A 12561-nucleotide genomic window follows, 5' to 3' on the forward strand; every position below is an offset into this window, starting at 1 on the left:
TTTAAACTATAACATTAATCAATTACCGCCAACTTTCCTGCCAATTTCTCGGTGCGGTCTCCCGATACAATGAATACCAAATAAATTCCTCCTCTCACCCGCTTGCCCGTGTAATCGAGCAGGTTCCAGGATGCGGTACCGCCCTGGGATTTTGTTTCAAAAATCAATCTGCCTGAAAGTGTTGCGATTTTTACCGTAGACTGGTCTTTCAACCCTTTGAACCCTATTATGCCGCTGTAATTCGGCCTGACCGGGTTTGGGAAAATAGTAACGTTATCCAGTTTTTCCGCAGGAGCCGACGAGCCGGTTTGGTAAGAAACCATTCCGTTGGGTGTGTCAATAAATAGCAAACCCGTTTCCGCTTCCATTTTTAATGCCTGGATATCATTGGAAGGAAGGGGGCTATTATTTGTGTCAAACTTTTCAAGCAACTCGGTTCCGTCTCCACTGAAAAGGTAAAGGCCGGTTCTCGTGGCCAGCCATTTTCTGTTACCTGGCTCTACCGCAATTGCAGTGCATTTTTCGTTGCTAAAAAGCCTGCGCTGACCGTAAATGGGCAGTATCGCATCTATCCGACTTCCGTCCAGCACGTCAGCAGCATTGAAATACCCGGCTCCCCTGTCGCTCGCAAACCAGATATATCCGTCGGTATCAATCGCAAGGCTATTAATAGAATTAGAAGGAAGCGAACCTCCGCCGACATTACTTGACAAAATCCGCTGCTGCCCACTCTCATTTTTTACAGAAATACCTCCACCCAGATAGTCGGGTATTTTAGCCCAGGTTAAACCTTGCAGGTCAGTAACGATCGAGTCAGGTCGCAGCGAGATCGTTGTATCAGAGTTTGGAAATTTAATGGATTGAAAGTCATTACCCTGATTCGTAAGTGTGCCTCGTTTTCTGTCTGCAACCCAGTATTTGCCCGGCACTGTTTGAATAGCGGAAGACAGCATTTGAAATGCCGGGCTAGTAACAGAGCTGGTTTTGTTATCTGGCCCAACTAACCTGAGCCGGTCGGTCTCTGCAACAAGTAAGCCGGTTTCTGAATTATAGATATCAAAATAGTCGCTTTGCGAGTTGAAGACTTCGGTCCATGTATTATTATTTCTTTGGAAAAACCCTTTTTTACTAAAACCTCCGTACAGTTTGTTGTCTGAAAAAGCAATGCTCACTGGCTGACCAGGTGTGACTATTGTTTTCCAGTTTGCAAAATACTGGCGGTTTACCTCCGGAAGAAGCGAGGCGGCCAGCAAGCCTGCGGAAGTAATCGCATAGATAGAATCGGAAGTGAAAGCAATATCCCTGACCGAAAACTGTGCGCCTTGCGGACCAATGTAGCGATAAGTTTCATCTACCTGCCGCAGCTCAATATCCAATTTAACGATCCCGAAATCCGTGCATAAATAAGCAAGCTGATCACGAAAAACGATTTTATTGATTGCTCTGCTTGTGGTAATGCCGGGAGTTTGGTTCAAAACGGTCCAAGCTTCGATTTGATCTGGGAGGGATTCATTGTTTAAATAAACAAAGTCGAGCAAGCCGCTGCGGTAACCTACGAGTAAGAGACTATTCTCTTGATTGAATGCAAGCGAGCTGATTCCAATATCGTTAAATCCGTCAGACTTCGACCAGCTTTTTACTTCACTTGTCTCCTGATCAATGCTAAAAAAACCGTTGTGAGTAGAATAGTAAATTTTTCCATTTGCCTCGATAATATTCTTACCGGAAAGCGGACTGAAATGGGTTTGCCATTTACCCAAAGCCAGCGACTGGCCCTGCACATGCTGGAACGTAAGAATAAAAACGAATGCAACGGGCAGAAACGGTTTCATCTTCTAACACGATTTGCTATAAAGGATAATCATTTCTGACCCGGCGCGCATTAGTTATCGACCGTTACCACCGCGGAACCTTTGCCGGTACCCGAGCCGCAGCCACTTTTTAATGTGCTGATCTTGTATTCAGTTGTTGCAGTTGGGGATACCGAAATCAGGTAAGGATTCAGGAAGGTACCATTGATTGCAGTGCCGTCGGAAAGTGTAAATGACCAGGGTGGAAGTCCATTTTTAAATTTCAGCTGAATTCTTGTAGACCTGCCCGCGGTTATAGTCCCTTTTCCGGAAATCTCTCCGATAGCCTGATCAGGAGATATTACGTCGAGTTCTTCAATCGCGCTGGACACGGCCGGTGACGAAGATATGATCCTGATTTTCTGCGTTTTGATCGAGTCGCCCGCAGCTGCATTGGAGATTTTAACCTTCATCGTAGTAGGAGTGATCGTAGTCGGAAGACTTACAAAACGACCCGATTTGTCTGTCATTTGAACCGTAAACTTATTACCCGCATTGTAGCGACCCTCTATTTTGTAAGGAATTTCTATTGTAGTTCCGGCGCAGACCATATTCTGTGGCAGCTTTTCCAAAGTAATGCTCGCTGGCGGGCTTTTTACCGAAACTTTTGCGCTTCCCGAAAATTTACCCACACCACAAAGTCCACCCGCAGAGGTAATCTGATAATTGGTATCATAAATAGGCTTTACCTTGATTATATGCGGCGATTCCTGGATATTGTTTTCATAAGTTCCGTCGGAAAGCAGGACGAACCACGGGCCGCCGCCTGTGAATTTCACCGTCAATTCACCCGTCTCATTCTCTCCCAAACGAAGTGAATCCTTTTGCAGGGTCGTAACCGTTGTTGATACGATAGACACATTTGCGGTTTGTGTAACCAGATAAGGTGCAGAAGAAACTACGCGCAGCTTGTATTCACCGGGTTTGTAATTCGCTGGTATCTCAGCATTTATATATCCAGTGCTGTCCGGTGGGGATATTGTTTTAAAAGCACCTGTCCGCTCCGCAATCTGTACCACAAACTTGTTTCCTTCCTTGAATTTACCAGTCGCATTAAATGGTACCTGAAAAGGTATTCCGCTGCACAACTTGGCAATTTTCTCAACTTCTTTCAGTTCCAGTTTGGGCTCAGGGTTACTGTTTACATTCACGATCGCCTCTCCCGAAGTAGTACCGCTCCCGCACGCATTGGCCACACCCGCAATTTTGTAAGCTTTTACGTCTGTCGGTTTCACGATCAGATAATGCGGATTCGAAAGTGTTTGCGTAACAATAGTACTGTCTGAAAGCCGGAAAGACCACGGCGCAGTTCCAGTCAGGCTAACCCTGAGTTGTACTTCCTGCCCGGGCATTGTCCTGGTCGACTGCGTTCCGTCCATGAAATCAATGCGCGCTGCCGGTGCCTGCAACAGGCGAATAGGTACTTCCTGACTTCTGATCACCGGGATCGAGCTCACTATTTGTATCCTGTAAACTTCGCCACCTATTTTGTAAGAAGGAATAACAGCCTTCACGGGACTTTTACTAACAGGCAGGGAAATAGGAATTGTTTTGCCGGAAGCGTCGATTAGCTGCGCGATGAAGGTATTGCCGTCGTCGAAAGGTCCGTTGGTGGTGAATGGAATTGTGATATTCGTGCCTGGACAAACAGTCAGGTAGGAAATATCATCTACTGTTATTTTGTAGGAATGCAGGCTGTCCGCCGGTTTTTCTGTTTTTGCCAGCTTCTCTTCTGCCGCTCTTTCAGTCAGGCTGTCCGGGGTTACTTCGGTGCCTCCACTTGTGGTGTCCACTACTGCCTGACCCGCATTCTGTGTTGTATCTGCCGCCGGAGTTGCCACAGGAGCAGCTTTGCGCAATGTATCGGGTTGAGTGACAGCCGGTTTCGTTGGCGTAGTCGCAGCCTTTTTCTTGGGAGCAAGTATTGTTTTCCGTGGCGGCGTGGTTTTTCGCTGCGCATCCACTTGATTGCAAATCAGCACTAACCCACAAAATAATAGAACGAGAAATCGCAGCATGTATAGTTTTTATATTAATTCATTGATACTAATGTGTTTCCGCGAAGTACGGGCACAATATCGTAAAGGTCTTTTTGTAGACAATAGGAAATATCCTTTTGAATACCCAATCGCTGCAAGCGGCGTACGTGCGAAGAGTTTGAGACACTGGCGAGCAAATTTCCCTTACCCTGTTCATATAATCTGTGCGCCATCAAAGTACCATCTTCCAGCAGCATAAACTGGTCTTTCAATGCATCTGCCAGCGCGCCGGCAAATAATGTATCTTCCAGATTGGGCCTGCCTTTCCAGCCCGCGCAAAGTACTAGCACGTCGTAAGGTTCGCTTTTAAGAAGATTGGCCAGTGCGCCGAGGTTCAGGAAAGATCCGATCATTACTTTTACCGCCGAAGATTTTGCCTTCGCAATCGATAACGTTCCATTGGTCGTCGTCATTGCGATCTGTGACCCGATCAGCCGCTCATTCATATAGCTGAAAGGCGAATTGTCAAGATCAAAACCTTCCACTTTCCGCGCGTCGCGCTCGGCTGCGGCGATGAATCCTTTATCCTGCAAAAACTTACATTCTTCGATACTAGCCACTGGCGTAATGCTTTTGACACCATAAGCAAGCCCGGTAACCATGCAGGAAGTGGCGCGAAATATATCCGCTACCACTACGATTGAATTGTCAAGTTTGTGTAAATGAAGCAGATCGGGGGTAAGACAAACGTCAAGTTGTTTCATTCTGAAAAGCGGTACTGATTAGAGATATTAATTTTTTACAAAAGGCAGTTTCACAATTTTAGCTTTTAAAAGCCTGTCTCTGACTTTTATAAATATTTCTGAATCAGCTTTGCTGTGTGCGACGGGCACGTAGCCCATTCCAATGCCTTTTTGCAGGGTAGGGGATTGAGTGCCGGAAGTTACCTCGCCGAGCTTGTTGCCTTCTGCATCGCAAAGTTCATAATGCCCGCGGGGAATACCTCTGTCGATCATTTCAAAACCAACTAGCTTCTTACTTAAACCAGCTTCTTTCTGTGCTTTCAGGGAATCTGAGTTATTAAAGTTTTTGGTGAATTTCGTAACCCAGCCTAATCCTGCTTCCAGCGGCGAGGTATTGTCGTCAACATCATTTCCATAAAGACAAAATCCTTTTTCCAGTCTCAATGTGTCCCTAGCGCCAAGACCAATAGGTTTAATGCCAAATTCTTCGCCCGCTTCGAAAATTGCATTCCACATTCTCTCTGCGTGCTCATTGGGTACATATATCTCAAATCCGCCCGAGCCGGTATAGCCCGTCGCTGAAATGAATACATTGGGGATTCCCGCCATCTCGCCGATTTGAAACGTATAATATTCCATGGAGGTCAGATCCACGGTGGTCAGTTTCTGTAATGTAGCTGTTGCATTCGGTCCTTGTACTGCGAAAAGGCAGGTAGTGTCAGAAATGTTTTCCATCTCCGCACCTTCGCTGTTTTTACTTTGGATCCAGTTCCAGTCTTTCTCGATATTCGAAGCATTCACAACGAGCAAATATTCATCTTCCCTGATTCTGTAAACCAGCAGATCGTCCACAACTCCGCCTGTATCATTGGGTAAATAGCTATACTGGACCTTTCCGTCAAACAATGTCGAAGCATCGTTGGCTGACACTTTCTGAATCAGATCCAGTGCTTTTGGCCCCTTCACGAGGAACTCGCCCATGTGCGAAACATCAAATACACCCACATTATTTCTCACCGCGTGGTGTTCGTCCAGATCCGAAGAATAGCGTACAGGCATTTCAAAACCAGCAAACGGGACAATTTTGGCGCCGAGAGCAACGTGGACTTGGTGTAAAGGGACAGTTTTCATGAAGGACAAATTGATTCACTTTAATTCACAAAAGTATGCAAAGCAGGTCAAAGCCGCACAAAAAAGTCTTCTTTCAGGGACTGTACTGTGGGTTTTGAAGTATATTGTGAAAAAATAGGTTAAAAGTTTTACAGCCTGAATCCGCAATATTTACTCAAAATGGAAAAAAAACTACTGCTATATGCTGCATTGCTGGCAACCGGAAGTGTATTCGCGCAAACTGCTACTTTCAAAGGCGAGGTGATCGACGATAAAATCAGTATCGGCTACGGCGTTGCTTCCGGCGATGTAGATGGTGATGGAAAAATAGATATTCTGCTGGCTGACAAAAAGGAAATTGTCTGGTATAAAAATCCGGGTAAAAAGGACGGTTCCTGGACAAAGCATATCATCGCAAAAGACCTGACCGAACAGGATAATGTGTGCATTGCCGCGAGGGATATTGACGGCGACGGAAAAGTGGAAGTAGCAGTCGGCGCGCAGTGGAATCCTTCTGAAACGAAAAATCCTAAACTGTCAGGGGCGGTATTTTATCTGGCTGCCCCGGAAGACAGGACTCACCTTTGGGAACCTGTAAAGCTGCATCACGAAGTTACCATTCACAGAATGCAGTGGGTTAAAAAAGCGGAGGGTGATTTCCAGCTTGCGGTATTACCGCTCCATGGGGAAGGGAATGAAGGAGGTGTGGGCGCGGGTGTAAAGATGATTTTGTTTGATATTCCTGAAAACAGAAAAGGAATCTGGGGCTTTGATCTGCTGGAAACCAATATGCACATGACCCACAATATGAACGCGATGGAAGTGCCGGGGCGGATTCTGGGCTTGTCGGTAGCGGGTAAAGAAGGAGTACAGGTATTCTTAAATGGCGCCGATGGCTGGGCCGCTTCCGGCAACTGGATGGTAGACGGTAAGGGAGTAGGAGAGATCAGGACAGGAAGTTTGGGTGGAAATAAACTCTTCACTGCGACCATCGAACCCATGCACGGAAACGAACTTGTGGTGTATTCGAAAGACAACCGCGCGGTATTAACCGACAATATCAAGGAAGGCCACGCGCTGGCGTGTGCCGATTTCTTCGGGCAGGGCAGGGACCAGGTGGTAATGGGTTGGAGAAATCCAAATGCAGCAGGAGAAACCGGCGTGCGGATATTTGTTGGGTCTGATACGGAAGGTAAAAACTGGAAGGAATTTGTCCTAGATGACAAGATCAAAATCGCCTGCGAAGACCTCATCATCGCCGACCTTGACGGCGACGGCGATAAGGATGTGATCGCCTCCGGAAGAGCGACGCACAATGTTGTAGTATATTGGAATCAGTTGATAAAATCATAAAAGGGGTGAGAAACATCGTTTCCCACCCCTTTTATGATTGCCAAGCTGAGCGAAGGTGAGGCTTCGACTGCGCTCAGCCTGACAAAAACGCTCAGCTTGACAAATACGCTCAGTCTGTCAAGCTCAGCGAAGCCGAAGCTTAGTCCCTGCGCCCCATTAAAAGGCTTACATAATAAAGTAATGTAGCCAGAGAGCCGATTGCAGCAACCAAATATGTCCGCGCAGCCCATTTCAGAGCGTCGCTCGACATTACGTATTCTCTTTCGTTCACGATCCTGTTCTTCTGGATCCAGGCCAGCGCTCTGTTACTTGCGTCGTATTCAACAGGCAGTGTAATAAAGCTGAAAAGCGTTGTCGCTGCGAAAAGCGCTACGCCGATCGTTAATGGTAATATAGTAGTGTTAATCAACACAATACCTAATAAAATCACCCACTGCATATAGCGTGAAGCAATACTAAGGAACGGTACCATTTGTGACCTAAACTGCAACCATTTGTAAGAAGTTGCATGTTGAACTGCGTGGCCGCATTCGTGCGAGGCAACCGCGGCGGCAGATACACTTCTACCGTAAAAAACGTCCGGGCTTAAATTAACTGTCTTATCCTGAGGGTTGTAATGGTCTGTCAACTTACCTTCCACCGAAAGAACGCGTACATCATATATGCCGCTTTCACGCAGCATGGTTTCAGCGATTTCTTTCCCGCTCATTCCATTGCTCAAACCTACCTGAGAATATTCTTCAAATTTGCTTTTCAGTTTCCATTGAACATAAAAGCTCACAAGCATTACTATACCTGCAATCACATACACTCCCATCATAGCTAGTTCTTATTTATATCCTTGTTTTATTTTCTCAATCAGCGCGGTAGTCGAGTAACCTTGTACAAGTGCTATCGTTTTTACCTCACCTCCATTACTCAAAACAAAATCTGCGCCAGCAATAGTTTCAACAGTATAATCGTCGCCTTTGACCAAAATGTCAGGTTTTACAGCTTCAATCAACTGACTAGGCGTCGGTTCGTCGAACAAAATGACAGCATCTACGAAAGACAGCGCCGCCATCAAACGGGCACGTGCGTATTCATTCACAACTGGTCTGAGCGGACCTTTCAGCCTGCTTACCGATGCATCGGTATTCAATCCCAAAACCAGCCGGTCTCCCAGTGCGTGGGCTTTTTCGAGGTAATCGATGTGACCTAAGTGCACAATATCGAAGCAACCATTGGTGAATACAACCTTCTGCCCGCCGCGTTGCCAGGCTTCGATGGTTGGAATCGCTTCTTCCAATCTTAGTATTTTGCTTTCGGTTAAATTCATATTGACTATACTAATTTTCCATCGAGTGAGACTACTTGCTGCGCTTGATTAACGTTCAGCAGGTATCGTTTCGGGTTCACCTACCGATTTATTGTTTTTAACTAAAACAAACAAAAAGGCCAGCGCGCCTACTGCCAGCATGAATACCATTTGCGCTCCATGAATAAAAGTAGCCAGTGTGATACCGTCGCTTTTAGTCAACCCATACAATACCAGTACATTACCTACCAAAAGGTGATATGCTCCGATCCCTCCTTGCGTAGGTGCCGTCATTCCTATTGCGCCTACTACCAACAAAGTCAATCCTGCTAGTGGGCCGAGGTCAGAGGTTTCCGGAATGCAGAAAAACAATACGTAAGAAACCAGGTAATATAGTACCCAGATCATCAGGCTACTCAGGATAAACAACCCCGGGCTGCGTAGTTTGCGAATGCTCAGCAAACCTTCCAGCATTCCTTTCGCAAAATCAGTAATCTTGGCGACCAATGTATTTTGTTGCAGGCGCGAGCGGAAAGCAAGGTTTTTGTATAAATAAAAACCAACCAATGCAACCAGAACAAGTCCGCCTACCAATATATAAAGGAGTATCCCACTACCCGAGCCGCTTGATTCACCACCGACTTTACTTTGGAAAAAATCCGTGAAAAAAGAGCTGAGGCGATCGAATTCAAGAATGAAATTCAAGCCGATCATCAGTACCAGCACGATCACATCGAAAATACGTTCAGCTACTACGGTTCCGAAACTGAGGTTTACCGGGATTTTTTCAAGTCTGTATAAAGTACCGCAGCGGGTCACTTCGCCCATTCTGGGCACGATGTAATTGGCAAAATAGCCGGTCAATACCGCTACCGAGCTATTTACAAGACTGGGTTTGTGTCCGAGCGGCTCCATGAGCATTGCCCACCGCCAGGCCCTGGTTACGTGTGCACACAGGAGAAAGAAGCAGGAAACTGCGATCCACCGCCAGTCGGATTTGGCGAAACGGTCGAGCATTTCACCCAGGTTAATATCTTTAAATACAAACCATAGCAATCCACCTGCCAAAATCAGCGAAATGGCATAACGTAAAATGTTTTTCATAAACAATGCGGGTAAGTGTATGGAGAGGGAATGCTAGCCAACCAAATGATTATTATGGTCTGGAAAAACCACCATCGGCCTGAAGGTTTTGGCTTCCTCCTGGCTCATTGATCCGTAAGCGATAATGATGATAATGTCCCCGATCTGCACGCGGCGCGCGGCCGCTCCATTCAAACAGATCATTCCTGAACCTCTTTCGCCTTTGATTACATAAGTAACAAAGCGCTCGCCGTTGTTATTATTGACGATATGAACCTGTTCATTTTCAACCAGTCCGGCGGCATCGATCAGGTCTTCGTCGATCGTGATGCTGCCTACATAATTCAGTTCCGCCTGAGTCACCTTAACGCGGTGAATCTTCGATTTCATTACTGTTATTTGCATTACCCGGTAAAATAAGTCGAGATAAAATGGAACGTATTATTGCCCAAAGTTACAGGAATAATACCCAGCCATCAAAACATAAGGCCCCGCCTAACGGTTCCAGACGAGTTGAATGTACCATGTGCCGCGCTTTTTTTAGAGGTGTGAAGTAATATTAAGAAGCGCCCTGCTTTACTATTAATATCCATTTATTTTTTTAAAACCGATGAGTAGAGAACATAAACCAACAGATGTAAACCGCCGGGACTTTCTGCAAAAGACTACGGCAGCAGCAATTGGTAGCTTTTTTATTGTCCCGCGACATGTATTGGGTAAAGGCTACCGCGCGCCAAGCGATAAATTGAATATAGCAGGAATAGGAGTAGGCGGAAAGGGTTTTTCAGACACTAATAATGCGTGGAATAAAGGAGCTGAAAACCTGGTAGCACTTTGCGACGTGGACTGGGGACAGGCTAAAAAGAACTTCGAACTGCATCCGACAGCAAAGAAATACAAAGATTTCCGGAAGATGTTCGACGAAATGGAAAAGGATATTGACGCCGTGACCGTTTCGACAACCGACCACATGCATGCTATCATTGCGATGGCGGCCATGCAGCGCGGCAAGCACGTATACGTTCAGAAACCGCTTACGCACGATATCTACGAGGCGCGTATGCTCACTGAGGCTGCCCGGAAATATAAGGTAGTAACGCAGATGGGAAACCAGGGTGCATCTAACCCGGCGCAAAACCAGATGAAAGAATGGTTTAACAAAGGAGTAATAGGCAATGTACACGAAGCGCACGTCTGGACCAATCGTCCCGTGTGGCCGCAGGGTATTCCTGTCCCGACAGGCAAATTCGACGTGCCTTCTGATATTGACTGGGAACTGTGGGTAGGTTGCGCGGAATGGGTTGATTACAATCCGGCGTGGCACCCGTTTAAGTGGCGCGGCTGGTGGAACTTCGGTACTGGTGCGTTGGGAGATATGGGTTGTCACCTGATCGACCCGGCTTTCCGTACGCTAGGTTTGGGTTATCCTACGGAGCTGGAATGCAGTGTCGGCCAGGTTTTCATAAAAGATTGGACACCTGAATATATTCCGGAAGGCTGCCCGCCATCGTCGAGGGTACAATTGAAATTCCCGGCTAATAAAGTCAATAAATCAGAAGTAACGCTGACGTGGCACGATGGCGGTCTGCGACCATTCCACCCGGATCTGATCCCTGCCAACGATCCGCTCGGCGAGCCTGATAGCAGCAATGGGGTTATGTTAATCGGAGAAAAAGGGGTGATGACTTGCGGTACTTACGGTGTTGACCCGAAAGTTTACCTGAAAGACGGAACGAAGCTGGAATACAAGCAGGGTGATTTTGGTAATAAATACACGCCTATGCCGGAATTCGGTCACCACGTTTCCTGGTCTGACGCTTGTAAAGCAGGTTTCAACAGCAAAGAGCACAAAGCACTAACGTCTTCATTCGATTACGCTGGTCCGTTGACTGAAACTGTAATTATGGGTAACCTCGGTATCCGCAGTTATAACCTTCGTAAGCAAAGAGCTGATGGTAAAGGATTCGACTACCCAGGTCGCAAGAAATTGCTATGGGATGGTAACAATATGAAAGTTACCAACTTCGACGACGCAAACCAATTCGTAAAACGGCAATACCGCGGCGATTGGAAATTGGGGAGTTAGATAGAGAAGCATTATTTTAAAAAAGGCGTCACGAAGTTATCGTGGCGCCTTTTGTTTTTGTCACACTGAGCGTAGCCGAAGCTAAGCATTTGTCCCACTGAGCGGAGTCGAAGTACACTTCACTTCGACTCCGCTCAGTGGGACAAAACCATTAAAACACAATATTATCAATCAACCTGACCGGCCCAAGAAATGCGGCAACGCAAATTGCATTCGTGCCAGTCGGCCTCAGTGATATAGTCGGTTGTAAGGTATTAATATCTACAATTGCAAAATAGTCGAGCTTGAAAGCTTTAATCGCGGCGAATTCAGCAGTTGCCTGCCTGATTACTTTTTCAACCGGCTCACCTTTTAAAAGATCATTTTTAGCGGCTTCCAGGATTTGGAATATATGCGGAGCAATGTGTCTTTCTTCTTCGTTCAACCTGCGATTACGTGATGACATCGCGAGTCCATCTTCTTCGCGGATCGTGGGCGCTGTAATCAGTTCCAATCCGAAACTGAGATCGCCGACGAGTTTTGTAACAATTGCGACTTGCTGTAAATCCTTTTGTCCGAAATAGGCACGATCGGGTTTTACTATATTAAACAGTTTGGAAACCACGATCCCGACCCCATTGAAATGCCCGGGCCGTGACGCGCCTTCCATCACCCGCTCTAATGCACCGAAATCGAATTTCATAACCGGCTGCTCCGGATACATTTCTTCGACCGAGGGCGCAAAGATCGCGTCACAACCTGCTTCTTCGAGCATTTTGGAATCTGCTTCCAGTGTTCGGGGATATTTGAGCAGATCTTCGGGATTATTGAACTGTGCAGGGTTTACGAAAATGCTGCAAACTGTAATATCATTATCAGTCTTGGAAGCCTGGATCAGTGAAATGTGGCCTTCGTGCAGGGCGCCCATTGTGGGGACCAAACCGATTGTCTTATGATGATAAACTTGATGATCGAGGAACTGCCGGAGTGCGGTAATTGAAGTAAATACTTCCATGGGAGAACTAAAAATCTGAGAGGAGTAGCCCGAATCACAAAAGTGCTTTATAATCTCCGAAAACCT

At 46.4% G+C, this 12561-nt stretch carries 11 protein-coding genes; 2 read left to right on the top strand and 9 right to left on the bottom strand.

The features are described 5' to 3' along the window. Positions 1-14 precede the first annotated feature (14 nt). Genes LZG94_RS00700 through gcvT form a run of 4 tightly spaced genes read right to left on the bottom strand, consistent with a single transcriptional unit; the run spans position 15 to position 5703 of the window. Positions 15-1832, bottom strand: a complete 1818-nt coding sequence (locus tag LZG94_RS00700; RefSeq protein ID WP_233789965.1) for a two-component regulator propeller domain-containing protein — start codon at positions 1830-1832, stop codon at positions 15-17. A 50-nt stretch (positions 1833-1882) separates the two neighbouring features. Then, positions 1883-3832, bottom strand: a complete 1950-nt coding sequence (locus tag LZG94_RS00705; RefSeq protein WP_233789966.1) for a hypothetical protein — start codon at positions 3830-3832, stop codon at positions 1883-1885. A gap of 50 nt (positions 3833-3882) precedes the next feature. Further along, on the bottom strand, positions 3883-4593 hold the full coding sequence (locus LZG94_RS00710; protein ID WP_215234030.1) for a 2-phosphosulfolactate phosphatase: 711 nt from the start codon (positions 4591-4593) through the stop codon (positions 3883-3885). A 27-nt stretch (positions 4594-4620) separates the two neighbouring features. Further along, positions 4621-5703: a glycine cleavage system aminomethyltransferase GcvT gene (gene gcvT, locus LZG94_RS00715; RefSeq protein WP_233789967.1), complete on the bottom strand. Its 1083-nt coding sequence runs from the start codon at positions 5701-5703 to the stop codon at positions 4621-4623. A gap of 159 nt (positions 5704-5862) precedes the next feature. On the opposite strand from gcvT, the gene LZG94_RS00720 reads away from it, so the two are divergent. After that, positions 5863-7035, top strand: a complete 1173-nt coding sequence (locus tag LZG94_RS00720) for a VCBS repeat-containing protein (RefSeq protein WP_233789968.1) — start codon at positions 5863-5865, stop codon at positions 7033-7035. A gap of 139 nt (positions 7036-7174) precedes the next feature. Here LZG94_RS00720 and LZG94_RS00725 read toward each other — a convergent pair whose 3' ends face one another. Genes LZG94_RS00725 through panD form a run of 4 tightly spaced genes read right to left on the bottom strand, consistent with a single transcriptional unit; the run spans position 7175 to position 9820 of the window. Next, positions 7175-7855 carry a zinc metallopeptidase gene (locus tag LZG94_RS00725; RefSeq protein WP_233789969.1) on the bottom strand — a complete coding sequence of 227 codons (681 nt, stop codon included), beginning with the start codon at positions 7853-7855 and terminating at the stop codon, positions 7175-7177. Between the two features lie 9 nt (positions 7856-7864). Continuing rightward, positions 7865-8353, bottom strand: coding sequence for a D-glycero-beta-D-manno-heptose 1-phosphate adenylyltransferase (gene rfaE2, locus LZG94_RS00730; protein WP_233789970.1), 489 nt, complete (start codon positions 8351-8353; stop codon positions 7865-7867). A 48-nt stretch (positions 8354-8401) separates the two neighbouring features. Beyond that, positions 8402-9436 carry a lysylphosphatidylglycerol synthase transmembrane domain-containing protein gene (locus LZG94_RS00735; RefSeq protein WP_233789971.1) on the bottom strand — a complete coding sequence of 345 codons (1035 nt, stop codon included), beginning with the start codon at positions 9434-9436 and terminating at the stop codon, positions 8402-8404. Positions 9437-9469: 33 nt separating this feature from the next. Next, complete coding sequence (gene panD / locus LZG94_RS00740; RefSeq protein WP_233789972.1) at positions 9470-9820, bottom strand: aspartate 1-decarboxylase; 351 nt, start codon at positions 9818-9820, stop codon at positions 9470-9472. 205 nt (positions 9821-10025) lie between these two features. Here panD and LZG94_RS00745 point away from each other — a divergent pair, with 205 nt between their 5' ends. Then, on the top strand, positions 10026-11501 hold the full coding sequence (locus LZG94_RS00745; protein WP_233789973.1) for a Gfo/Idh/MocA family protein: 1476 nt from the start codon (positions 10026-10028) through the stop codon (positions 11499-11501). Positions 11502-11652: 151 nt separating this feature from the next. Here LZG94_RS00745 and panC read toward each other — a convergent pair whose 3' ends face one another. Beyond that, entirely contained in the window at positions 11653-12495 is an 843-nt protein-coding gene (gene panC / locus LZG94_RS00750) for a pantoate--beta-alanine ligase (RefSeq protein ID WP_233789974.1), read from the bottom strand. Positions 12496-12561 lie beyond the last annotated feature (66 nt).

The sequence above is a fragment of the Dyadobacter sp. CY343 genome (assembly GCF_021390335.1).
Classification (GTDB): Bacteria; Bacteroidota; Bacteroidia; order Cytophagales; family Spirosomataceae; genus Dyadobacter.